Genomic DNA, 26072 nt, shown 5'->3' with positions numbered 1-26072 from the left:
ATTTAATTAAAGTATTTGCAAAAAAGGAAAGTAAGTTATGAAAATAGGCGTACCTAAAGAAATCAAACCCCAAGAAAATCGTATTGGATTAACTCCTAATAGTGTTAAGACTTTAATATCAGAAGGTCATGAAGTTTTAGTTGAAAACAATGGTGGATTTGAAGCTGGTTTTGAAAACGAACAATACACAAGTGTTGGTGCTAAAATAATTGATAAAGCTGAAGATATTTTCAATGATGCAGATATTATTGTTAAAGTAAAAGAGCCTCAATCAGACGAAGTTAAGATGATTAAAGTAAATCAGATCGTCTATACCTATTTACACTTAGCAGCAGCAAAAGAACTAACAGAAGGTTTAATTAAATCTAAAGGTGTTTGCATTGCTTACGAAACAGTCACTGATGATAATGGAAGACTGCCACTTCTTGCACCTATGAGTGCTGTTGCTGGACGTATGTCTGTTCAAGCAGGAGCACATTGTTTAGAAAAAAATCAAAATGGTAGAGGCCTTTTATTAGGTGGGGCTCCAGGAGTTGAAGGTGGAACAGTTGTTATTTTAGGTGGGGGTGTTGTTGGTGAAAATGCAGCAGTGATAGCAACAGGCATGAGAGCTAAAGTCCATATTGTTGATAAGTCTGAAGCAAGATTAAAAAAATTAGTTGAAATGTTTGGAAATAAAATTATTCCAGAACAAAGTGATAAAATTGATTTAAATAAATTAGTGGCAGAAGCTGACCTTTTAATTGGTGGTGTTTTAATTCCTGGTGCTGAAGCTCCAAAACTGATTACTAAATCAATGTTAAAATTAATGAAAAGAGGATCTGTAATAGTTGATGTTGCAATCGATCAAGGTGGCTGTGTTGAAACAAGTAAACCAACAACTCATGGTGATCCAACGTATATAGTTGACGATGTTGTTCATTACTGTGTAGCTAATATGCCAGGCGGAGTTCCAAGAACTTCAACAATAGCCCTAAATAATGCAACGCTTCCTCATCTAGTCAAACTTGCAAACAAAGGGCATGAAAAAGCTTTAAGTGAAGACAAACATTTATTGGCTGGACTAAACGTTCATAAAGGAATGGTTACATATAAAGCAGTAGCTGATGTATTTGGACATGAATTTGTTGCTCCAGAGAAAGCAATAATAAGCTAAGATTATTCATGGACAAAAAACTTCCAACCAATGCAAAAGTTGTTGTGATTGGAGGAGGTGTTGCAGGCTGTTCTGTTGCTTACCACCTTGTAAAATATGGTTGGAAAGATACTGTATTATTAGAAAGAGATCAGCTTACATCGGGTACAACTTGGCATGCAGCAGGTCTTGTTGGTCAATTAGGGGCGTCTTCAACAATTACACGTCTTAGAAAGTATTCATTAAATCTTTATAAAGAATTAGAAAAAAAAACTGGCTTATCGACTGGTTTAAAACAAAATGGGGCAATTACAGTTGCAAGCACACCTCAAAGATTACAAGAATTATTAAGGCAAGCAACAGCAGCACAATTATTTGATGTTAATGTTGAAACAGTTACTAAAGAAAGAATAAAAGAGCTTTACCCAGTAATTAATGACAAGGATATTTTGGGTGGAGTTTATATGCCAGAAGATGGTCAAGCAGATCCAGTAGGAGTTACAAATGTTTTAGCTAAAGCTGCAAAAATGGAAGGTGCTCAAATATTTGAAAAAACACCCGTTGAAAAAATATTAATTAAGGATAAAAAAATTGTTGGTGTACAGACTAAATTTGGTAAAATTGATTGTGAATATGTTGTAATTGCTACTGGGATGTGGTCCAGGCAAATTGGAGAAGATATTGGTGTGAGTATTCCATTATATCCAAATGAACATTTTTATATAATTACAGAACCTTTAGACAAACTACCTAAAAATTTACCAGTGTTAAGGGACTATAATTCATGTCTTTATTTAAAAGAAGATGCAGGGAAAATGTTAGTTGGAATTTTTGAACCAAATGCAAAACCTGCCTTTAAAGATAAAGGAGTGGTTCCAGAAGATTTTTCTTTTGGAGAGTTTCCAGATGATTTTGATCACTTTGAACCTTACCTAGAAAAATCATTTCAAAGATTACCCATGCTAGAAACTGCTGGTATTAGAAAATTTTTTTCAGGACCAGAATCTTTTACACCAGATACTCAGTATCTTTTAGGCGAAACACCAGAAGTTAATAATCTTTTTACATGCTGTGGATTTAATAGCATCGGCATAGCAAGTTCTGGTGGTGCGGGAAGAGTTACTGCTGAATGGATGATTAATGGATACATGAATGAAGATTTATTTTCACTTGATATTAAAAGATTTCAAAAATTTCATTCATCTAAAAAATTTATTATGGAAAGGGTCACAGAAACACTGGGTGATCTTTATGGAATGCACTGGCCTTACAAACAGCATAATACTTCAAGAAATCAAAGATTATTACCTTATCACGAAGAATTAAAAAAAGAGGGAGCATGTTTTGGTGTATCGGGAGAATACGAAAGACCTATGTGGTATGCAATAAATAATGAAAAAGCAGAATATAAATATAGTTTTGATTACCAAAATTGGTATCCATCAGTTGAGTTTGAAACAAAAAATACAGTTGAGAATGTTGGTTTGTATGAACTCTCTCCCTTTTCAAAATATGAAATAAAAGGAGAGCAAGCACACAGTGAATTACAAAGAATATGCACAGCTAACATTAAAGATGAAATAGGTAGATCAACTTACACACAAATGTTGAATGAGGCAGGAGGAATTGAAACAGACTTGACTATTATTTGTATTGATAAAAATCATTTTAGAATAATAAGTTCAGCTGCAACAAGAACTCATGATAAGGCTCATATCATAAAACATTTATCACCCAATTTAGATTTAAAAGATATTACTGATGATCTAGTTTGTTTAGGAGTTTTTGGACCAAAAAGTAGAAATTTAATTTCAAAAATCTCAAAAGATGATTTTTCTAATGATGCATTTAAATTTGGTACAGGAAGATATATTGAAATTGCGTCTAAAAAAGTTTGGGCTCAAAGATTGTCTTATGTTGGAGAATTAGGTTTTGAACTTTATTTGAAAAATGAAGATGCAAAAGAGATTTACCAATTAATAGTAAAGGAAGGTAAAAACCACAATTTATCTCATTGTGGATCTCATGCGATGGATACAATGAGAATGGAAAGTGGATTTTTGCACTGGGGTCATGATATTTCACCAGAAGAAAATCAATATGAAGCAGGTTTGAGTTTTGCAATTAGTTATAAAAAAAATACTAATTTTATTGGAAAAGATAACTTAATAAAGATTAAAGAAAAAACAAAAAATAGAAAACTCATCATGCTCACTTTAAAAGATAGTACTGTAGGGCAACCTTTATTATTGCACGAAGAACCAATTTATTTAGAAAATACAATTATAGGAAGGACTACATCCGGTAATTATTCTTTCAATTATAAAAAAAACTTATCTTTTGGTTATATAAATACAAAATTTTCAAAGGAGGAGTTGTTAGACAAAAATCTATATATAGAGGTTGCTAAAAAAAAATACATAGTAAAAGTACAGCTTAAACCTCTAAAAGATAGTTCAGTTAAATATTTTTAACTTTTTATTGAAGTATATCAAAAGAAATAGTTAAATTGAGATGTGAAAAATGTTAACTCATACAATCAGGATAGTCCTTTAGTAGATCTTACTTATAAAAAATTTTCACAATCTAGAAATATTGTAGATATAAATATTTTACTAAATAGAGTGAGAATTATTGAAAAAAATAAAAAAAATAAAAAAATAATTTTATTATCTCTAGTTTCTGTTGCAATTATTTCTAGTGGTCTGTATTTTTCATTTTAGTTCTAAATAATTTTTATTCTACAATATTTTAAAAATTATCATCACAAGTATTCACCTTACCTAGAATTATATAGTTAGAAATAAATCCTAAAAATCTTATATGATAAATTTTATACTCAAATGATTGAAAATCATTAAGTAATTTTTTTAAATCCTTAACTGATAATAAATTTAAATTATTTTCTTTTGAAAAATATTTTAAACCAATTAAAGAAAGTATTTTTCTATGAAATGATTTGGGCAACCAATGAATTAAAGGAATTTTCGTATGAAAATCTATAGGATGATATCTATTAGGAGTGGTAATAATAAAATATTTTTTAGTCAAATCTACAATATTAGAAATCATTATTTTTTGATTATTAAAATTACCAACATGCTCTATTGTAGCATTTGAAACAACTAAATCAGATTTATATTGATTAATATCACTTTCTAAGAATTTGCTTGTAATTGATTTATTTAATGATTTTAAAAAAAAACTTGAGTCAATTTTTTGATTTGAGATTGATTTAAAAATTTTAATATTTTTTAAATTTTTAATTAAATAATTGCTACTTTCATGTATTTCATCATCTGTCGTTCCGATATCAATAGCATCATAAATATCTTTATCCTCAAAAAAATAATTGATTTTATCAATCATCTCCTTTCTTTTTTTGATAATAGTTTTATCTATTAAATTTGTATGGTTGTGTGAATAAATAGAGTTCAATATTTTTTTAAGTAATTTTTAGTCTATTATTAAATCAATTTTATTAAACAGTAAATTAGAAAAAATTAAAAGCCATCCTTTATCATTTTCAATTATCACTAATTATTAGAAGTATAAGCGATATAGAAAATTTATAGAAACAACTGTTAAAACTATAACTAACAGGTACAATGAAATGTAATCTCGAGGGATCATTATAATCTTTTATATATTTATATTATTCACTGCTAGTTTATTTTTTTATTTATTTTTCTCACACTGAATTGTTGCAAACTCTGTAGTTTTCATTATTTTCTCTGGTTTCATTTTAAATATAATATCTAACTCTTCGTCTGAAAATTTTTTGCTTAGCTTGTCAACTGTACAAGCACAGTAGGTTTTTGCTTCATCAGGCCCAATGTAAACTTTTGAATTACCATAGCAGCCTATATATAACTGTTTCTCATACTCAGGGCTTAATGCTTGAGTTTTTGCACTAATAAAAAAAGTAAATAATATTAATAATCTATATTTTTTGATCATAATCACCAACTTTTCCAGTTGTTTGAAGTAAATCATCAATAAATTCAAAGATCTTTGTCTTTCTTTCGTCAGATGTTGGACTTTCAGTAACAACAACTAAAGAGGGTTTATTAGATGATGCTCTAATTAATCCCCAAGAACCATCTTTAAAAGAAAATCTAACTCCATTAACTGTTAAAATTTCTAAAATTTCTTGATCATCGATTTTAGTTTTAGCGTCTTTAATATCATTAACCTTCTTAATCAAATCATCAACAACTTGATACTTTTCCTCATCTTTACAAAAAGGAGCCATTGTGGGTGTTTGAAAAGTTTTAGGCAGTTCACTTATAATTTCATTCATAGTTTTGTTTTGACTTTCTAATAAATGACAAACATGAATTGCTGAATTAATTCCATCATCATAACCAAAACCTAATGGTCGATTAAAAAAGAAGTGACCACTTTTTTCAAATCCTGCTAAAGCTTTTTCAGTATTGACTTTTCTTTTGATATGAGAATGACCTGTCTTCCAATAAATAGTTTCACAGTTATTATCATTTAACACTTTATCAGTTGCATATAATCCAGTTGATTTTACATCAACAATAAACTTAGAACCTTTATGAGATTTAGATAAATTTCTTGCAATTAATAATCCAATTTTATCTGAAAATATTTCGTCACCTTTGTTATCAATCACACCAACTCTATCTCCATCTCCATCAAAGCCAAAACCAATATCAGCATTATTATCCTTAACAGCCTTTGCAATTGCATGTAACATTTCTAAATCTTCTGGATTTGGATTGTATTTTGGAAAAGTCCAATCAAGATCACAATCTAATTCTATTACCTCACAACCAATACCTCTTAAAATTTCAGGTGCAAATATTCCAGCTGTACCATTACCGCATGCAACAATTGCTTTAATTTTCTTTTTGATTTTATTTTTACTTATTAAATCATTTTTATAAATTTGTTGAAAACCTTCTATTTGTTTCTCACTTCCTTCACCTTTTATGAAATTTTCATTTAAAGTAATTTCTTTTAATTCTTTCATCTCTTCTGGTGCATGAGTTAAACCTTTTTTGATACCCATTTTAACTCCAGTCCAACCATTTTCATTGTGACTTGCAGTAACCATTGCAATTGCATCTGCATCCAAACTAAATTGTGCAAAATAAACAGTAGGAGAAAGGGACAATCCTATGTCTTCAATATTACATCCCGTTGAAATCAATCCTTTTTTAAGAGCAGTTTTTATTTCTTCACTGTAAGATCTATAATCATGACCTACGATTACTCTTGGGTTATTTTTTTTAGTATGTTTTATAATTTGAGTGCCTAAACCTTTGCCTAGATTCTCTATTCCGAGTTGGTTTATGTCCTTCTCATACAACCACCTTGCGTCATACTCTCTGAAGCCATATGGATCTATTTTTAAAATTGTTGTCATTGCTAACCTTTCTTACATTCATTTTATTTTTTTATTGATATTTTTTTTATATGTTCTATAAATGTTCTGTTGAATAATGATTTATATGGTGTATCAATGCTTTCAGCATACAACATATAGTTGTTTTGTAAAAAAAAACTTATAAAATATTAAAATATGAACAAAATACTATCACAGGCACTCAAGAAAGCTGTCTCCGAGTATAGCCCCGATAATAGTGAGCTTTCAAAAAATAAAGGACCAGATTTATTTTCACTTAGTAGTGACACAGAACTTTTTCAAAATGAAAAAGGAATAATCATCAAAATTGACAGAACAAGAGATTCTAAATTAACAGACTTTGGTAAAGCAACTTTAAAAGATAGATACTTAGGTCACAACGAATCTTATCAAGATTTATTTGCACGTGTTGCAAGTTCATATGCAGATAACAATTTACATGCACAAAGAATTTATAACTACATTAGTAATTTATGGTTCATGCCAGCAACTCCAGTTTTATCAAATGGTGGAACTAAAAGAGGTTTACCGATTTCATGTTTTTTAAATGAAGCATCAGATAGCTTAAATGGAATACTTGATTTATGGAGTGAAAATGTTTGGCTAGCCGCTAAAGGTGGTGGGATTGGAAGTTACTGGGGTAACCTTAGATCTATTGGAGAAAAAATTGGTAAAGTCGGGAAGACATCAGGAATAATTCCATTTATTAAAGTTATGGATTCTTTAACAATGGCAATTAGCCAAGGTTCATTAAGAAGAGGGTCAGCTGCTTGTTATCTTCCAATTGATCATCCTGAAATTGAAGAGTTTATTGAAATGAGAAGACCAACGGGTGGTGATCCAAACAGAAAAGCTTTAAACTTACACCATGGTATTTTAGTATCAGATGCATTTATGAGAGCTGTTGAAACAGACGAGCAGTGGGCACTAAAAAGTCCTGCTGATGGAACTGTACAACAAACTATCTCTGCAAGAAATTTATGGATTAGATTGTTAACTGCAAGAATTGAAACGGGTGAACCTTATATTATCTATATCGATACAGTTAACAGACAAATTCCTCAACATCACAAACTTGCTAACTTAACTGTTAAAACTTCTAATCTTTGTAGTGAGATAACTTTACCTACTGGAATAGATAAAAATGGAAGAGATAGAACAGCCGTTTGTTGTTTATCATCTTTAAACTTAGAAAAATATGATGAGTGGAAAGATGATAAAGTTATGATTAATGATGTTATGAGATTTCTAGATAATGTATTAACAGATTTTATTGAAAGAGCTCCAGAACAATTTGATGATGCAAAATATTCTGCTGAAAAAGAAAGAAGTGTTGGTTTAGGTGTTATGGGTTTCCATTCTTATTTACAGCAACACAGTATTCCACTTGAATCTGTTATGAGTAAAGCTTGGAATAAAAAGATATTTAAACATATTCAAGAACACGTTGATCAAGCCTCAAAAGATTTAGCTGATGAAAGAGGAGCCTGTCCAGATGCTGCTGATTATGGCTATAATGAAAGGTTTTCAAATAAGACAGCTATTGCACCAACAGCTTCTATTTCTATTATCTGCGGTGGAGCCTCACCAGGAGTAGAGCCAGTTGCAGCTAACAGCTATACTCACAAAACCCTTTCTGGGTCTTTTAATGTTAGAAATAGATATTTAGTTGAGTTATTAGAAAAAAATGGAAAAAATACAGAAGAAGTTTGGTCTGGTATTACAACAAACCAAGGTTCTGTTTCTCATTTAGATTTTTTAACTGATTTAGAAAAAGATGTTTTTAAAACAGCATTTGAGTTAGATCAAAAATGGATCATAGAATTAAGTGGAGATAGAACACCTTTCATATCTCAAGCTCAATCAATTAACTTATTTGTGCCAGCGGATATTCATAAAAGAGAACTACATAAAATTCATTTTGATGCTTGGAAAAAAGGTTTAAAGAGCCTTTATTACTGCAGATCAAAATCAATTCAACGTGCGGAAAACGTTAATGATACTAAAGCAACTGATGTTACCGCAAATGTTTATAAATCAAAACCACAAACAACTGAACAACCAGAATACGAGGAGTGCCTATCATGTCAGTAGAAAAAATGGATACTAAAATTATTCAACCAGAAAAAAATGAAATAGTTAAACCACAAAAAATGGGATTATTAGTTGAAAACCCAGTTTACAAACCATTTAGATATCCATGGTGTTATGATGCGTGGTTAACACAACAAAGAATTCACTGGTTACCAGAGGAAGTGCCACTTGGTGATGATGTTAGAGATTGGCAAAAAAATTTAACTCAGTCTGAAAAGAATTTATTAACACAAATTTTTAGATTTTTTACTCAAGCTGATGTCGAGGTTCAAAATTGTTATTTAAGACATTATACAACTGTATTCAAGCCAACAGAAGTTTTAATGATGATGACTGCTTTTGCTTCAATGGAAACAGTACATATAGCTGCTTACTCTCATTTACTTGATACTATTGGAATGCCTGAGTCGGAATATTCTGCGTTCATGAAATATAAAGAGATGAAAGATAAATATGACTACATGCAAAATTTTGACATGAGTTCAAAAAAAGATATTGCATTAACTGTAGCTGTATTTAGTGCCTTCACTGAAGGCTTACAATTATTTGCAAGTTTTGCAATCTTACTTAATTTTCCAAGACATAATAAAATGAAAGGGATGGGCCAAATTGTTACTTGGTCAGTAAGAGATGAAACGCTTCATTGTAATTCTATGATTAGATTGTTTAAAGAATTCATTAATGAGAACCCAGAAATATGGAATCCTGAATTAAAAAAAGAACTTTATAAAGCATGTAGAACAATCATAGAGCATGAAGATGCTTTCATTGATTTAGCTTTCGAGATGGGTCCCATGGAAGGTCTTACAGCAAAAGATGTAAAACTTTACATAAGATTTATTGCTAATAGAAGATTATCACAGCTAGGATTAGATCCAATTTATGATGTGGATAAGAATCCTCTAACTTGGCTGGACTCTATGTTGAATGCTGTTGAACATATGAACTTCTTTGAGGGACGTTCAACTGAATACTCTAAAGCATCCACTCAAGGAACTTGGACAGAAGCTTTTAGTTAAGCTAAGTGCAAAAATTTGGTTTAGTTATAATTGGTGCTTATAATGGCCTCCATATAATTGATGATTTAGAGATATATAAAGATACAAATATACTATTAGTCGAACCGGTTCCTCACAATTTAAAAGCTTTAAAAGAAAGAGTTAGCAATTATAGCAATGTTAAAATTGAAGAAGCTGCAATTGGAAACATAAATGAAACTAGAAAATTTTATTTTGTTAAAGAAGAATCAATTACTAAGCTTGGAAAACATTGGGCTGATGCCATAGGATCTTTTAGTAAAAATCATATTTTAGAGCATAAATCTAAAAGATTCCCAATAGAGAATTCCGATATTGAAATAGCCAAGATTGACTGTATTTCAATATCAACTCTTTTTAAAAAATACTCAATATCAAAAATAGATAAATTATTAATTGATGTAGAGGGTGCTGAATACGAAATTTTAGACTCAATTGATTACGAAAAAACAAATATAAAAAAAATTATCTTTGAGTTTAAGCATTTTGATGGAGTATTTAATGATGGAAAAAAATTAGATTTAATTAAAAAAAAGTTACTAGATCATAATTATATAATTAAACAAATCGACCAAGAAAATATTTTAGCTGAAAAAAATTAATTATCTTTGATTTAATTGTATAACTTTTCTATACTTACTACCTTTGTAACTAGCTAAAGGTCTAATTAATTTATTGGCAGCATGTTGCTCCATTATATGAGCTGACCATCCGGTAATTCTTGATATTACAAATATTGGTGTAAAGAAGTCGGTATCAAAACCCATTAAGTGATAAGTTGGTCCTGTAGGATAATCAACATTTGGATAAATATTTTTTTCTTTAATCATCACTTTTTCAACAATGTCGTATATCTTTTCGAATGTCTTATCTTTTTTAATAATTGCTACTCTTTTAAAGTATTCTCTCATTGTAGGAACTCTTGAGTCACCACTTTTATAAACTCTATGACCAAACCCCATTACTACATCTTTATTTTTTAAAGCATTATTAATCCATTTTAATGCATTTTCAGGTTTTTTAATTTTTTTCATCATGTGCATCACTTCTTCATTGGCTCCACCATGAAGAGGTCCTTTTAAACTTGCAATAGCTCCTGTTATTGCCCCATGAATATCAGATAAACTACTTGTAATAGTTCTAGCAGTAAAAGTAGATACGTTAAAACTATGTTCTGCGTATAAAATTAAGGAAACATCAAATGCTTTTACAATTTCTTTATTAGGAACCTTTCCAAAACACATATGAAAAAAATTTTCAGAAAAATTAAGATCTTTCTTTGGTGCTATAATTTTTTTTCCTTTTCTAAGTCTATAAAAAGCTGCCAATGCAGTTGGTGTTTTTGCAAGGATTCTAATTGCTTTTCTTAAATTTGCTTTTGGAGAGTTATTTTTTGTCTCTTTATCCTCAAGACCCATCACACTTACAGCAGTTCTTGCAACATCCATGGGGTGAGATTTTTTAGGTATTTGTTTTAAAATATTTATTATATTTTTTGATAAAGCTATTTCTTTAGATAGTTCTTTCTTAAATTCTTTTAGTTGCTTTTTGTTAGGTAGTTCTTTATTTAAAATTAAATATGCAACCTCTTCAAAATCACATCTAGCACATAGATCTTGAGCCGCATAACCCCTGTAAGTTAGAGAGTTAATTTCAGGCATAACTTTTGAAACCTCAGTTTCATCAACAACTATGCCGAGTAAACCTTTTTTTATATCATCACTCATTATTCATGTCCTTCCGTACTAAAATTATAAATTTTTTCATCTAAAGAGTTATATTTTTCATATTCTACCAATTCATATAATCTTTTTCTAGTTTGCATTTTATCAATAATATTGTTCTGGTGTCCATTTGCAAAAATGTCTTTAAGTCCATCTTCTACACTTTTCATAGCTAATCTTTGTGTAGTTACAGGATAAATTACAATATTATATCCAAAATTTTCTAATTCTTTGTAATTAAAAAGCTTAGATTTTCCAAATTCAGTCATATTAGCTAAAAGATAACAAGATAGTTCTTTTCTGACCTTTTCAAAATCTTTTTCATCATGCAGCGCCTCTGGAAAGATAATTTCAGCACCAGCATCAATGTAAGATTTACATCTATCAATCATTTTATCTATTCCTTCAACCCCTTTGGCGTCAGATCTAGCTATAATTTTAAAATTTTTATCTTTTTTAGCTGCAACACATTCTTTAATTTTCTTAACCATAGCTTCAGTTGAAATTAATTCTTTATTATCTAAGTGCCCACATCTTTTACGCTCTACTTGATCTTCCAAATGAACTGCTGATACTCCAAATTCTTCAAAAGTTTTAATAGTCTCTTCACAAGATTTAAAACCTGTGTCGATATCAACAATTGTCGGTAAGCTTGTAACTCTAGATATTAAATAAGATCTAGTACTAACATCTTGTAGTGTAGTTAAGCCTATATCTGGAAAACCTAAATCATTGGCCATAACCCCACCTGATACGTAAACGGCATCATAACCAATTTCTTCAATTAGTTTTGCAGTTAGCGGATTATAAGCTCCAGGAACTCTTAAAATTTTATTTGATTTTAATTTACTGACAAAGTCAGCTCTTTTTTGACTAGGCTCTTTATCTACAAAATGCACTAAAAAATTCCTTGTTTTATATTTTTCTTTATTTGACTTCTTTTAACCTGGATATTTAATTTATTTAATTCTCCAGCTTTCAAATTTTTAAGATTTTGTACAACTTTCAAGAAACGAGCACTTTCTTTTTTATTTAAAATCCCATCTGTTAAAGTTAAGAACTTATTTATATAATTCTGTCTTTTAAATGGACGTGCTCCATAAGGGTGTGCATCTGCTCTATCTAATTGTTCTATAATTTTTTTGCCTTTACTTAAAGTAACTACAACCTTTGCACCAAATGATTTATTCTTTGGATTAGGATCATGATATTTTTTAGTCCATTTTTTATCTTCAAAAGTAGTAATTGATTTCCAAATTTTTATAGTACTTTTTTTATTAGCTCTTTGTTTTGTATATGATTTAACATGGTGCCAATCAGCATCCTCAAGCGCTACAGCAAAAATATACATGATAGAGTGATCTAGAGTTTCTCTACTTGCATTTGGGTCCATTTTTTGTGGATCATTTGCACCAGTACCAATTACATAATGAGTGTGATGACTTGTGTAAATATCAATTTTTCTAATTTGATTTAAATTTGGAATTTTTTTATTAAGTTTTTTAGCAATATCTATTAGTGCTTGAGATTGATATTCTGCTGAATATTCTTTTGTATAGGTCTCTAGTATCGCTTTCTTAGATTCTTTTTTCTTAGGAAGAGGCACATTATATAATGCTTTCTTTCCATCTAATATTCTTGCTATAACACTGTCTTCACCTTCATAAATTGGACTTGGAGCACCTTCACCACGCATCGCTCTATCAACTGCTTCGATTGCAAGTTTACCAGCGTGAGCAGGGGCGTAAGCTTTCCAGCTAGAAATTTCACCTTTTCTAGATTGTCTCGTTGAAACTGTCGTATGTAATGCTTGTTGAACTGCTTGGTAAATTGTTTCGGTATTTAATTTTAACATTGTTCCTAAACCTGCCGCAACACTTGGTCCTAAATGTGCAATGTGATCAATCTTATGTTTATGCAAACAAATTCCTTTAACCAAATTAACCTGAACTTCGTAACCTGTGATAATTCCTCTTAATAAATCTAGTCCACTTTTTTTAGTTTGTTGAGCTACACTTAAAATTGGTGGAATGTTATCTCCTGGGTGACTGTAATCCTCTGCTAAAAAAGTATCATGAAAATCAAGCTCTCTGACAGCTGTCCCATTTGACCAAGCAGCCCACTCACAATCAAATTTTAATTTTGAATCAATTCCAAATAAACTCGCACCATTTTTTCTTGGATGCTTTAAGGCCATTTCTCTTGAAGAGATAACTGCTTTTCTGTTTAAAGAAGCAATAGCAACTGAAGCATTATCAATTATTCTATTAATAACCATCTCAATAGCTGCTTTATCTAATTTTGCATTATCTGAAGCTATTTCAGCAATTTTCCATGCTAATTGATTTTTTTTAGGTAAATTAATTTTTGACGGGTAAACTTTAACTTTATGCGAAATCATTTGGCCTCCTTAATTATGCAAACATATTAATAGTAAGAAAAAAAATTAAATCAATCTTTTAAGTAAGTTGAAACTATTTTTTCAACACCGATAAAGTCTTTTATTAAATGATTATGGTAAATTTCATTAGAATTTTTTTCTGTATACCCATTTTCTAATAAAATAACAGGAACAGAGGCAGCTTTTGCTGCATTTGCATCAGTTTCACTGTCACCAAACATTAGAGATTTTTTTACATCACCACCGATGATTTCAATTATACTTATTATGTGTCTTGGATCAGGTTTACAATAATCAAAAGTATCCGATCCAGCAACGTATTCAAAGTAATCATAAATTCCAATTTTTTTTAAAAGGTCTATTGCTAAGTGTTCTTGTTTGTTAGTACAAACTGCCATTGAAATTTCTTTTTCTTTACACCATTTTAAAAAATCTTTTACACCATTAATAAGTGTGCTTTCTTTAATGATATTTTTTCCATAATAAGCAACAAAGTCCTTAACCATTTCAGCTTTTATTTTTTGGTCATCAATTTTACTAAACTCCTTTTTGGCTTGCCCCCATATAGATCTTCCAATCATTGCACCAGCACCTTGACCTACTAGGTTTCTGATTTCTTCTGTTGATTTAGTGGGAAAACCATATTTTTTCATTACATGATTGTGGGCCCCCATTAAATCAGGCGCCGTATCAACAAGTGTACCATCTAGATCGAATAAAATTGTATAATTTTGAGTCATTAATAAAGTATTTTTAAGAAATAAATTGTGAATTAAGATATCTATACACTTAATATAAAAATATTTCCAGATGAAACAAATAAATTCAAACATCGAACAAGAAAAGCTTCGTAAATTTTTTATAAAGTCTGGTGTAAAGATGATCGGACCTGAAACTATTTTTTTTTCAAAAGATACCAAGATTGGGAAAAACGTTACTATTAATCCATATGTTGTCATTGGAAAAAAAGTTAAAATTGGCAATGATGTAACTATCAATTCATTTTCGCATTTAGAGGATTGTAAAATAAAAAATAAAGTTGAAGTTGGACCTTATGCAAGATTAAGACCAGGTACTACTCTTGAAGAAGGATCAAAAATTGGAAATTTTGTAGAAGTCAAGAAAAGTACAGTTGGAAAAAAATCAAAAGTTAATCATTTATCGTACATTGGTGATAGTGAAATAGGTAAAGGTGTAAATGTAGGAGCTGGCACAATTACCTGTAATTACGATGGCATTAAAAAAAGTAAAACAAAAATTAAAGACAATGTATTTATAGGTTCTAATTCTTCATTAGTTGCACCTATCACTCTTGAAGAAAATAGTATTGTTGGAGCTGGTTCAGTGATCACAAAAAATGTTAAAAAAAATTCGTTGGCTTTAACCAGAGCCCTACAAATCGAAATAAAAAATTACAAAAGAAGACATAAATAATATGTGTGGAATTATAGGAATAGTGAGCAATAAATCAGTATCATCTGCCATTATCAACTCTCTTAAAAAGTTAGAGTATAGGGGTTACGACTCTTCAGGTATTGCAACTTTATCAGATGGTATATTAAATGAAGCTAAATCTGAAGGTAGAGTTGATATTTTAGAAAAAAATCTTGTAGTTAAAAATATGTCAGGTCCAATTGGAATTGGACATGTTAGATGGGCAACCCATGGAATTCCAAATACTATTAATGCACATCCACATTCATCAGAAAGTGTATCTGTAGTACATAATGGTATTATTGAAAATTCTACTATTTTAAAAAAATATTTAATCAACAAAGGCCATGTATTTAAATCTCAGACAGATACAGAGGTAATTGTTCATTTAATAACAGAATATTTAAAAGAACTTAATTTAAAGGATGCAATTATTAAAACTCTAAAACAGCTTCATGGAAGCTTTGCTTTAGGAATAATTTTTAAAGATCAGCCTGATCTTATAGTGGGTGCAAGAAGAGGATCTCCACTTGCAGTTGGTTATGGTCCTAACGAAAACTATTTAGGATCAGATTCTTATGCTTTAAAATCTATGACTAATAAAATTTCCTATTTGAATGATGGGGAATTTTGCATCATTAAAAAAGACCAAGTTGAGTTTTTTGATGAAGAAGGCTTAAAAGTTAATAAAAAAGTTTTACAATTATCTTCAAAAGAGCAGGATTATGAAAAAGGAGATTTTAAACACTTTATGGCTAAAGAAATCGAAGAACAGCCAACAACATTGAAGAACTGTATAAATGAGTATGTCGATAAAATTAACAACGACATCAATATTTATAATTTTCCGTGGGATATAAAAGAAATTTCTTCAGTTACTTTAATTGGCTGTGGAACAGCTTACCATTCTTGCTTAATGGCAAAATATTGGTTTGAAGAAAATACTACACTAGATGTAACAATTGATGTTGCATCTGAGTTCAGATATCGAAAAAATAGATTTAAAAATGATAATTTATATGTTTTTGTTTCTCAGTCTGGCGAAACAGCTGACACTTATGCAGCCCTAGATTTATGTAATAAAAATAATATGAAAACTTGCAGTGTGGTTAATGTTATAGAAAGTTCTATTGCAAGAGACTCTAAATTTGTTTTACCAATTCATTGTGGACCAGAAATTGGTGTAGCTTCTACAAAAGCTTTTATGGGTCAAATGCTAGTTCTTTATATCCTAGTGCTGAAATTAGGAATTTTGAGAAATAATTTAGGTAAAAATATATATTTAAATAAAATTAAGGACTTAAAAACATTACCCAAGTTAGTTGAACAAACCTTGCTTACAGAAAGTAAAATCCAAACAGTCTCTAGTTCATTTATAGATGTAAAAGGTTCGATGTTTTTAGGAAGAGGTTTTTCTTATCCAATTGCTTTAGAGGGGGCGTTAAAATTAAAAGAATTAGCATATGTGCATGCTGAAGGTTACCCTGCAGGTGAAATGAAGCATGGTCCTTTAGCATTAATTGAAGATGGAATGCCTGTAGTAGTTTTAGCTCCAAGGGATAGCTATTACACAAAAACAATTTCAAATATGCAGGAAGTAATAGCAAGAGGTGCAAAAGTTTTACTTATTACCAACAAAAGTAAGGATGAGGTTGTATCTGAGAATATATGGGAAACCATTGAGGTTGAAAATACCAATGATGATTTGCTACCATTTTTATTAACAGTTCCTTTGCAAAAACTAGCTTATTATTCAGCTCTTAAAAAAGGATACGATATTGATAAGCCTAGAAATTTAGCTAAATCTGTTACTGTTGAATAAATAGTTAAGTCTGCTAGAACACTTCTAGGTTGAATATGAAAAATTGGAAAATAAATAGTTGGAGAAATTATCCTGTAAAACACATTCCAGAATATCCGGATCAAAAAGATTTAGATGTTGTTTTAAATAAAATTAAAGATTTTCCACCATTAGTTTTTGCTGGTGAAACAAGACATTTAAAAGAGCAGCTTGCTGATGTTGTTGATGGAAAAGCTTTTTTATTGCAAGGTGGAGACTGTGCAGAAAGTTTTGCAGAATTTCATCCTGATAATATTAGGGATACATTTAAACTAATACTTCAAATGTCGCTTGTGCTTACTTATTCTGCCTCTTTACCAGTTATTAAACTTGGAAGAATTGCTGGCCAATTTTCTAAACCAAGAAGTTCTCCTGTTGAAAATATTAATGGCGTTGAACTACCTAGCTACCTAGGAGATAATATTAATGGAATGGAATTTAATGAAAAGTCAAGAGTTCCTGACCCTAAGAGACTATTTAAAGCTTATTCTCAGTCAGCATCTACACTTAATCTTATAAGAGCATTTTCTCATGGAGGTTTTGCTGACCTTAAAAAAGTACATACTTGGAATTTAGGTTTTATTAAAAATTCTCCTGCAGCTAAAAAATTTAAAGATTTAGAAGATAGAATAGCAGATGCTCTAGCATTTATGGATGCATGTGGAATTAACTCAGATTTTAATAGAAGATTAAAAACGGTAAACTTTTGGACCTCACATGAAGCTTTACTACTTCCTTTTGAACAAGCTATGACGAGAGTAGATTCAACAACTGGAGAGTATCATGATACTTCAGCCCACTTTGTCTGGATAGGTGATAGAACTAGACAATTAGATGGTGGACATGTTGAGTTTTGTAGGGGAATTGAAAACCCTATTGGAATAAAATGTGGTCCAACATTAAAAGCAGAAGATTTAATAAACCTTTGTAATAAAATTAATCCAAAAAATGAAAAAGGTAAAATAACTTTAATTTCTAGATTTGGTCATGAAAATGTTTCTAAATTCTTACCAAAATTAATTAAAGCAATTAAAAAAGAAGGTTTAAATGTAATATGGTCATGCGATCCTTGTCATGGAAATACAATTAAAGCTTCAACTGGATTTAAAACTAGACCATTTAATAGTGTTGTCAAAGAAGTAAAAAATGTTTTTGAATGTCACCAAAGTGAAGGAAGTTATGCAGGTGGACTGCACATTGAAATGACAGGTCAAGATGTTACAGAATGTACTGGTGGTGCTCAAAAAATATCTGACCAAGATTTGTCTAGCAGATATCATACTCATTGTGACCCAAGATTGAATGCTAATCAAGCATTAGAACTAGCCTTTTTAATTTCTGATGAGATTAAAAAAAATGCAGCATACTCTAAAAAAAATATTAAAGCGGCATCTTAAACGATTGTATTAAATACAATTTCGTTTAAATTTTAGATTATGAAACCTTTAGAAAAATCACAATTTATAAGCAATTGGATTAAAGACTATGCAGAAAAGATGCCAAATAAGGCTCAATCTTTAGTTATTGGAATTTCAGGTGGTATAGATTCCTCTGTATCAAGCACATTATGTGCAATGACAGGTATAAAAACAATTGTTTTATCAATGCCAATCAAACAAAAATCATCACAACATGATTTAAGTTTAAAACACCAAGAATGGCTTACTAATAATTTTAATAATGTTGAGGCACACACACTAAATTTGGATAATCTATTTGAAGCGTTTAAAGGCACTTTGTCTAATTTTGATGACGAACATGGAATGGCAAATTCCAGAGCACGAATTAGAATGACTACCCTATATCAAGTAGCAGCCGTAAATAAAGGAATTGTGGTTGGTACAGGAAATAAAGTTGAGGATTTTGGAGTGGGATTTTATACAAAATATGGAGATGGTGGAGTAGATATTTCTCCTATTGCAGATTGTAATAAATCGGTAGTATGGGAAATAGGTAAATCCCTTAATATACTAAAAGAAATAATTGAAGCAGCTCCTACAGATGGATTATGGGATGACGGCAGAACTGACGAAAGTCAATTAGGCCTTAAATATGCAGAATTAGAGGAAGCAATGAATAACGTTAACTCAATAAATCGTGAGAAATACGAAAAAATAAGAAAGATGAACCTACATAAAATGGAACCAATTCCAGTTTGCAAGATTCCCAACTAATCTTATAGATTCCCAAAACTATAATTAAAGTATAATTCTAAGATAATGAACAAGGATATTTATTTAACAAACAATTTAAGTAACAAAAAAGAAAAATTTGTTCCATTGGATAAAGAAAACATAGGCATGTACGTTTGTGGCCCCACTGTTTATGACAATCCTCATATTGGTAACGCAAGACCTCTTGTTATTTTTGATATCTTGTACAAAGTTTTAAAATCAAAATATGGAAATGACAAAATATGTTATGTGAGAAATATTACCGATGTTGATGATAAAATTATTAAGTCATCAAAAGAGAAAAATATTACAATATCCGAATTAACCAATAATATTATTAAAGATTTTAATGATGATTGTAATTATTTAAATTTAGACAATCCAACGCAACAACCTAAAGCAACAGAACATATTGATCTTATGATTGAAATGATATCGTCTTTAATAAAAAAGGATTTTGCTTATGAAGTAAATAATCATGTTTATTTTGAAGTCAGTAAATTTGAGGATTATGGAAAACTGTCGAATAAAAAATTAGAAGATTTAATTGCAGGATCTAGAGTTGAAGTTTCAGAAAATAAAAAAAAATCAGAAGATTTTGTTTTATGGAAGCCATCTAAAAATGATGAACCATCCTGGGGTTCGCCTTGGGGAAAAGGAAGACCTGGTTGGCATTTAGAATGCTCTGCTATGTCTAAGAAATATTTAGGAGATGTATTTGATATTCATGGAGGTGGAATTGATTTGATTTTTCCTCATCATGAAAATGAAATCGCACAATCAAGATGTACTAATGATACTAAAGTTTTTGCTAATTATTGGATCCATAACGCATTTATCACTATGTCTAATGAAAAAATGGCTAAATCAACTGGCAACATATTAAAGATTAAAGATTTCAAAGAAAAGATTGATGGACAAGTTTTAAAACTTGCTTTAATGAGTGCCCATTATAAGCAGCCACTAGACTGGAATGAAAAGCTGTTAGAGGACTGCAAAAATACTATTGATAAATGGTATGAAGTTTCTTTACCTGTGAATGATAAAACAGTTTTAGATGAAGATATTTTATCTCCGTTATATGATGATTTGAATACACCAGGCTATATAGCAAATCTCCACCAACTTTATGACAAAGCTCAAAAGGGAAGTGATAATGATAAAGACTTATTTGTTTCTGCTTGTAATTTTGTAGGTATTTTAAATAAAACAAAAGAAGAGTGGATTGAATTTAAAAAGAAAAAATCATCTATTGATGAAGAGGATATTTTAGAAATGATTGCACTTCGAAATAAAGCAAGAGAAGACAAGAAATATAAAGAGGCTGATATTATTAGAGATAAGCTTTTAGATAAAGGTGTTTTAATAGAAGATAAAGATGGTAAAACAATTTGGAAACTTAAATGAACAAAGAGCGACTATACATATTTGATACCACATTAAGAGATGGTGCACAAACTCAAGGTGTAGATTTCTCAGTAGATGATAAGTTAAAAATTGCCTCTGCTTTAGATAACTTAGGTGTTGATTATATTGAAGGTGGCTGGCCTGGAGCAAATCCTACTGATACTGAATTCTTTCAAAAAAAACATGCATTTATAAATGCAAAATTAACGTCCTTTGGCATGACCAAAAAAACTGGTCGTAGTGCTGACAATGACCCTGGTTTATCAGCTTTATTGAATGCAAATACACCTGCAGTTTGCTTGGTTGGTAAATCTTGGGATTTTCACGTTGATATTGCGCTAGGTATATCCAATGCAGAAAACTTAGAAAATATAACGGAGAGCACTAAACACTTTGTTAAAGAAAAAAAAGAATTTATGTTTGATGCGGAACACTTTTTTGATGGATATAAAGCAAATTCTAAATATGCGATATCTTGCCTTAAGTCGGCATTCGATGAGGGCGCTAGATGGATTGTATTATGTGATACCAATGGTGGGACACTTCCTCATGAAATTACTAAAATTGTATTAGAAGTTGCTAAAGTTATACCTGGTAAAAATTTAGGAATACATGCTCATAATGATACAGGTAATGCTGTAGCTAATTCATTAGCAGCAGTTTGGGCAGGTGTAAGACAAGTTCAAGGAACTATAAATGGTTTAGGTGAAAGATGTGGAAATGCAAATTTAATGAGCTTAATTCCTACCTTTTTTTTAAAAAAAGATTTTGCTTCTAAATTTGAATTACAAATTAAGCCTGAAAATATTAAAAATTTAACAGAGTGCTCTAGACTATTAGATGAGATATTGAATAGAAAATCAAATAAACATTTACCCTATGTAGGTGCTGCAGCATTTTCTCACAAAGGAGGTTTACACGTTTCTGCTGTTCAAAAAGATCCAAAGACTTATGAGCATATAAACCCAGAAGAAGTTGGAAATTCTAGAAACATCGTAGTATCAGATCAATCAGGTAAATCAAATATCATTTCAAGATTAAAAACTATTGGAATTGAAATAGAAGAAAATGATCCTAAAATTAAAAAACTTTTAGATGAGGTAAAAGATCGAGAATTTATTGGTTACAGTTATGATGGTGCTGATGCTTCTTTTGAATTATTAGCTAGAAGAATTATAAGTGAGATACCAAGATATATATTAATTCAAGAATATGACGTATCTGTTAAAAAAGATTCATTCGGAAAAATAATTTCATCAGCAAAAGCTCAATTAGAGGTAGATGGTGAAAAAATAATCTGTGAAGGTGAGGGAAATGGACCAGTTAACGCATTAGATAACGCTATTAGACAAAATGTAGATAAGCTTAATAAGTATTCAAAATACTTAAAAGATCTTAAGTTAGTTGACTATAAGGTTAGAATTTTAAATACTGGCACAGGAGCCATCACCCGAGTTTCAATAGAAAGTACAGACTCAAAAGGTAAAAATTGGTTTACAATAGGTGTTTCAGCAAACATTATAGATGCATCTTTTAGAGCATTGGTAGACAGTCTAGACTATAAATTATTTAAGGATAAAGCACCTGCAAGCAAGTAAATATGAAGACTAAAAAATATTCTACAGCTCCTTTGGATGCTAAAGACAGAATAAATGTTAAACCTATTGTGTGTTACCCAATAGATGACTTAAAAGAAACCAATTTACCAATATTACACAGCGCTAGAAATAGCTTAAAAAACATTGGTGAAATTATAATACCACCAAGAGACGCAAAAACTTTTGAAGTAAAAAAAGGTCAATTTTTTAGAATTGAAAGTATTGAAGGACCTCAAGTGGGTGATTTAAATATTTTTCAAGCAGATAACTTAGAAGAGAAATTTTACTCTGGTAAGACTAGAGCTCTTTATGGAACACATCTTTCGACAGGAGATAGAATGTTAAGTAATTTTCCATACTTAAGGTCTTTAGCCACAATTACTTGGGACACTTTAGATTGGTATGGATATGATAAAGATGGAGGATCTGTTCATGATGTTATAGGAACTCGTTGTGACCCATATACATCTAAATTACTTTCAGATGAAAATTATCATTATTGTTGTCATTCAAATCTAACAAGAGCTTTAGTTAATGAAAAAGGAATCAAGTTAGGTGAGGCTGAAAAATTAGTTCATGATGTTTTAAATGTTTTTATGTGTACAGGTTTTACAAATGATACTAAGCAGTATTTTATGAAGTCAAGTCCAGTAAGACCAGGTGATTATTTAGAATTTTTTGCTGAAACAGATTTACTTGGTGTTTTATCGACTTGCCCTGGTGGTGATTGTGGATCAGAACATTCTTCAGATAATGCTAAATGTTATCCATTAAAAGTTTCAATGTGGTCTGTAGAAAAAGCTTTACTCAAAGGTTTAATTAATTCAAAAACATCTGACTATAACAGAAATCATGGATTAGATTAATTTAGCTACTGATGTCTTTTAATAATATCTTTTTTATTTTACACCAACCACAGTTATCTGAAAATATAGGTGCTTGTGCTAGAGCAATTAAAAACTTTAAATTTAAAAAGCTAATCATTGTAAAACCAAAGCCAATTTTTCCAAATGATAAAATTCTAGCAACTTCTGTCGGTGCAAAAGATCTAATAGTGAATGCAAAAATACATGAAAATTTAGAATCTGCTGTAAAAAAAGTAGATTATGTTATTGCTACTTCTGCAAGATTTCGAAATAAGAATATTAAACATATAAATTTAAATGATTTAAAAAAGATTGATTTTAATAAGAAAGTTGCTTTTCTATTTGGTTCTGAGGCCTCTGGACTATCTAATAGTGAAATCAGTTATGCTAATTTTACGATGCAAATACCAACTAATCCTGAATTTAAATCTTTAAATTTATCGCATAGTGTTATTATTATTGCTCACACAGTAGCTAATATTATCAATTTAAAAGGAGCAAAATACTCTAAATCCAAAAAAGTATCCTTAGCAAGCAAAAGTGATATTCAAGCTATGACAAATCTTTGTATAAAAAAATTAGAGGAAAAAGACTTTTTTAAACCCCTAGAGAAGAGGCCTATAATGTTAGAAAACTTAAGAAGTATTTTTTCTAAAATGGAGCTCTCACAGAAAGAAACACGTATTTTATCTAGTGTATTTGCTAGTTTAGCTAAAAAAGGTTGATTGACAAAATAATGAGTAAGTTTATAACCCCAACTATCATATGACAAAAAGAATAAGTTCTAAACACAAAATAGATAGAAGGTTAAAAATCAACCTATGGGGCAGACCTAAGAGTCCCTTCAATAAAAGAGATTATGGACCTGGGCAACACGGTCAAGGTAGAAAAGGTAAGCCTTCCGATTATGGTATTCAGCTGCAAGCTAAACAAAAATTAAAAGGTTACTACGGTAATATTAACGAAAGACAATTCAGAAATATTTACAAAAAAGCTGCCATGCAAAAAGGTGACACGGGTGAAAATTTAGTAGGATTGCTTGAGAGAAGACTTGATTCAATTGTATACAGAGCAAGATTTTCAACAACAGTATTTTCGGCTAGACAACTTATTAACCATGGACATGTCAAAGTTAATGGAAAAAAAGTCAATATTGCTAGTTATATTGTTAACGAAGAAGACACGATTGAAATTAGAGATAAATCTAAACAATTGGCATTTATTGATATTGCCTTAGCAAACAAAGAAAGAGAAACCCCAGAATATATTCTTATGGATGAAAAAAATAAAAAAGTTACTTTTGTAAGAACACCTAAGTTCGAGGAAGTTCCTTATCCAGTTGTTATGGAGCCTAACCTGGTAATTGAATATTATTCTAGATAATTGAATCTAATAAAAAACAAAATAAATACCTTTTTTTATATTTTCCTAATTAGTTTCCTGCTTTTTGGTTTTTACTTATCTTTAAACACAGGAATTTCTCATGATGAATTTCATGAAGAGCTTTATTGGAATTTTAATAAAAAAATAGTTATAAATTTTTTTTATGGAAACTTTGATTATCAGTCAGAATTTAGGGATAAGTTCTATGGCATAGGTTTTCAGATTATATCTCAACCACTTCAAGCTTTAATACAAAAGATTATCCCATTTTTTTATTATGTTGATAATTATGGGGCTAAACTTATTTCAAAACATGCTGTTGTTTTTATCTTTTTTTCTATATCTGGTATTTATTTTAAAAAGATTTTATATTTAATCACTCAAAATAAATTATTTTCAGTTTTATCAACTATTTTTTATTTAGTTTATCCATATTTATTTGGACATAGTTTATTTAATCCAAAAGATATTCCATTTTTATCAGTATGGATTATTTTAACTTATTTAAATTTTTATTTAATTAATAAGTTTATAGATAGCAATATTATAAGATATAGAGATATCTTTTTATTTGCACTTTTAAGTGCTTTTTTAATATCAATTAGAATTTCTGGTATCTTAATTTTTCTACAATATTTAGTTAGTATTATTATATTATTAAACATTAAAAAAATTAGCTATCAGGTGTTTTTCAAAATTATATTGATAAAATTAATCTTCTTCACTGTTACTGTTTATTTATTTGTTATTTTATTTTACCCAATTTTTTGGATCAACCCATTATTATTAATTGATGCAATAATATTTATGGGTAATTTTCCACAGGATATATGTACTTTAACATTTGGTGAATGTCTCAGAGCTCAAAATCTTGACCCCTTGTATATACCTAGCTGGTTATTGGTTAAGTTACCGTTTATTGTTTTAATAGGACTTTTTTTAATACCCTTTACAGAAAAAAAAATTTTTAATATTAAAAAAAATCAAATATTTGTTGGCACAATATTAGGTACAGTAATTTTATTACCGTTAATATTTATTTTTTTAAAAACCCCTCTTTATGATGAGTTGAGACAAATAATATTTTTGGTACCACTTTTAATAATACTCAGTCTTATTTCACTTAATTCTTTATTACCAAAATATAACAATAAAATTATTTCTATTTTCATTTTATTTTTTATTTATGAAAATTTTTCATTATATCCATATCAGTATACATGGTTTAACTTACCCACTAGAACAATTGATATTAGTAAAAATTTTGAATTAGATTACTGGGGGGTTAGTGGAAAAAATATTTCAAAAGAAATAATTAAAAGAGATATAAAAGATGTTTGCTTAGTAGTATCTCCCATTTATCTAGTTAAGCCATATTTAAAAGATGATAAAATCAACTGCTATTATAATTGGCAAACTATTAATAAATCAATTGTAAGACCATTTTATGCTGTTCAGTTAGTAAGAAATATGAAATCAAGTATTCCTTATGGTTGTGATATTATTTATTCAGAATTTATTAAATTAAATTTTTATTATAAAAATAAATTAAAAATATCTAATTTAGTAGAGTGTAAATAG

23 protein-coding genes are annotated in these 26072 nt (G+C 29.8%); 16 read left to right on the top strand and 7 right to left on the bottom strand.

The genetic code is table 11. The features are described from left to right. The first annotated feature begins 37 nt into the window (after nt 1-37). The 3 genes from ald to AC5YGA_RS03900 are packed head-to-tail and all read left to right on the top strand — an operon-like array spanning nt 38 to nt 3858. The gene (gene ald / locus AC5YGA_RS03910) at nt 38-1156 is read left to right on the top strand and encodes an alanine dehydrogenase (protein ID WP_415307831.1); all 1119 of its coding nucleotides are present in this window, start codon (nt 38-40) and stop codon (nt 1154-1156) included. Nucleotides 1157-1164: 8 nt separating this feature from the next. Beyond that, a complete protein-coding gene (locus tag AC5YGA_RS03905; protein WP_415307830.1) occupies nt 1165-3609 on the top strand; it encodes a GcvT family protein in 2445 nt (814 codons plus the stop codon). Nucleotides 3610-3651: 42 nt separating this feature from the next. Further along, nucleotides 3652-3858 (top strand): hypothetical protein, encoded by a 207-nt coding sequence (locus tag AC5YGA_RS03900; protein WP_415307829.1) that lies wholly within the window; start codon nt 3652-3654, stop codon nt 3856-3858. Between the two features lie 28 nt (nt 3859-3886). On the opposite strand, the gene AC5YGA_RS03895 is transcribed toward AC5YGA_RS03900, so the two are convergent. From AC5YGA_RS03895 to AC5YGA_RS03885, 3 genes are all read right to left on the bottom strand, one after another. Beyond that, a complete protein-coding gene (locus AC5YGA_RS03895; RefSeq protein ID WP_415307828.1) occupies nt 3887-4504 on the bottom strand; it encodes a hypothetical protein in 618 nt (205 codons plus the stop codon). 309 nt (nt 4505-4813) lie between these two features. Continuing rightward, a complete protein-coding gene (locus AC5YGA_RS03890) occupies nt 4814-5095 on the bottom strand; it encodes a hypothetical protein (RefSeq protein WP_415307827.1) in 282 nt (93 codons plus the stop codon). Beyond that, the gene (locus AC5YGA_RS03885) at nt 5079-6533 is read right to left on the bottom strand and encodes a phosphomannomutase/phosphoglucomutase (RefSeq protein ID WP_415307826.1); all 1455 of its coding nucleotides are present in this window, start codon (nt 6531-6533) and stop codon (nt 5079-5081) included. The genes AC5YGA_RS03890 and AC5YGA_RS03885 overlap by 17 nt, the downstream gene beginning before the upstream one ends. A 156-nt stretch (nt 6534-6689) precedes the next feature. Here AC5YGA_RS03885 and AC5YGA_RS03880 point away from each other — a divergent pair, with 156 nt between their 5' ends. Genes AC5YGA_RS03880 through AC5YGA_RS03870 form a run of 3 tightly spaced genes read left to right on the top strand, consistent with a single transcriptional unit; the run spans nt 6690 to nt 10266 of the window. Continuing rightward, nucleotides 6690-8627: a ribonucleoside-diphosphate reductase subunit alpha gene (locus tag AC5YGA_RS03880; protein WP_415307825.1), complete on the top strand. Its 1938-nt coding sequence runs from the start codon at nt 6690-6692 to the stop codon at nt 8625-8627. After that, entirely contained in the window at nt 8618-9646 is a 1029-nt protein-coding gene (locus AC5YGA_RS03875; protein WP_415307824.1) for a ribonucleotide-diphosphate reductase subunit beta, read from the top strand. Before AC5YGA_RS03880 ends, AC5YGA_RS03875 begins: the two co-directional genes overlap by 10 nt. A gap of 5 nt (nt 9647-9651) precedes the next feature. Next, nucleotides 9652-10266 (top strand): FkbM family methyltransferase, encoded by a 615-nt coding sequence (locus tag AC5YGA_RS03870; protein WP_415307823.1) that lies wholly within the window; start codon nt 9652-9654, stop codon nt 10264-10266. On the opposite strand, the gene AC5YGA_RS03865 is transcribed toward AC5YGA_RS03870, so the two are convergent. From AC5YGA_RS03865 to AC5YGA_RS03850, 4 genes are read right to left on the bottom strand one after another with little or no spacing between them, the layout of a single operon-like run. After that, complete coding sequence (locus AC5YGA_RS03865; protein WP_415307822.1) at nt 10267-11391, bottom strand: bifunctional 2-methylcitrate synthase/citrate synthase; 1125 nt, start codon at nt 11389-11391, stop codon at nt 10267-10269. Next, nucleotides 11391-12287, bottom strand: a complete 897-nt coding sequence (gene prpB / locus AC5YGA_RS03860) for a methylisocitrate lyase (RefSeq protein ID WP_415307821.1) — start codon at nt 12285-12287, stop codon at nt 11391-11393. The genes AC5YGA_RS03865 and prpB overlap by 1 nt, the downstream gene beginning before the upstream one ends. Then, a complete protein-coding gene (locus AC5YGA_RS03855) occupies nt 12287-13789 on the bottom strand; it encodes an MmgE/PrpD family protein (protein WP_496169966.1) in 1503 nt (500 codons plus the stop codon). Before AC5YGA_RS03855 ends, prpB begins: the two co-directional genes overlap by 1 nt. A gap of 50 nt (nt 13790-13839) precedes the next feature. Continuing rightward, entirely contained in the window at nt 13840-14529 is a 690-nt protein-coding gene (locus tag AC5YGA_RS03850) for an HAD-IA family hydrolase (protein WP_415307820.1), read from the bottom strand. Nucleotides 14530-14599: 70 nt separating this feature from the next. Between AC5YGA_RS03850 and AC5YGA_RS03845 the strand changes: the two genes are divergently transcribed. The 10 genes from AC5YGA_RS03845 to AC5YGA_RS03800 are packed head-to-tail and all read left to right on the top strand — an operon-like array spanning nt 14600 to nt 26072. After that, a complete protein-coding gene (locus AC5YGA_RS03845) occupies nt 14600-15223 on the top strand; it encodes a DapH/DapD/GlmU-related protein (protein WP_415307819.1) in 624 nt (207 codons plus the stop codon). 1 nt (nt 15224) lies between these two features. After that, nucleotides 15225-17045, top strand: coding sequence for a glutamine--fructose-6-phosphate transaminase (isomerizing) (gene glmS, locus AC5YGA_RS03840; protein ID WP_496169965.1), 1821 nt, complete (start codon nt 15225-15227; stop codon nt 17043-17045). 35 nt (nt 17046-17080) lie between these two features. Continuing rightward, a complete protein-coding gene (locus AC5YGA_RS03835; RefSeq protein WP_415307817.1) occupies nt 17081-18460 on the top strand; it encodes a class II 3-deoxy-7-phosphoheptulonate synthase in 1380 nt (459 codons plus the stop codon). 39 nt (nt 18461-18499) lie between these two features. Beyond that, nucleotides 18500-19237: an NAD(+) synthase gene (gene nadE / locus AC5YGA_RS03830; RefSeq protein WP_415307816.1), complete on the top strand. Its 738-nt coding sequence runs from the start codon at nt 18500-18502 to the stop codon at nt 19235-19237. 45 nt (nt 19238-19282) lie between these two features. After that, nucleotides 19283-20644, top strand: a complete 1362-nt coding sequence (gene cysS, locus AC5YGA_RS03825) for a cysteine--tRNA ligase (protein WP_415307815.1) — start codon at nt 19283-19285, stop codon at nt 20642-20644. After that, entirely contained in the window at nt 20641-22242 is a 1602-nt protein-coding gene (cimA, locus tag AC5YGA_RS03820) for a citramalate synthase (protein ID WP_415307814.1), read from the top strand. The genes cysS and cimA overlap by 4 nt, the downstream gene beginning before the upstream one ends. Before the next feature lie 2 nt (nt 22243-22244). Further along, on the top strand, nt 22245-23108 hold the full coding sequence (locus AC5YGA_RS03815) for an urea carboxylase-associated family protein (protein ID WP_415307813.1): 864 nt from the start codon (nt 22245-22247) through the stop codon (nt 23106-23108). An 11-nt stretch (nt 23109-23119) separates the two neighbouring features. Next, a complete protein-coding gene (locus tag AC5YGA_RS03810; RefSeq protein WP_415307812.1) occupies nt 23120-23833 on the top strand; it encodes an RNA methyltransferase in 714 nt (237 codons plus the stop codon). 40 nt (nt 23834-23873) lie between these two features. Continuing rightward, on the top strand, nt 23874-24491 hold the full coding sequence (gene rpsD / locus AC5YGA_RS03805; RefSeq protein WP_415307811.1) for a 30S ribosomal protein S4: 618 nt from the start codon (nt 23874-23876) through the stop codon (nt 24489-24491). Further along, entirely contained in the window at nt 24492-26072 is a 1581-nt protein-coding gene (locus AC5YGA_RS03800; RefSeq protein ID WP_415307810.1) for a hypothetical protein, read from the top strand.

Source organism: Candidatus Pelagibacter sp. uisw_091 (genome assembly GCF_059512525.1).
The sequence above is the reverse complement of the archived record's forward strand: the minus strand, read 5'-3'. Positions and strand labels throughout refer to the sequence as shown.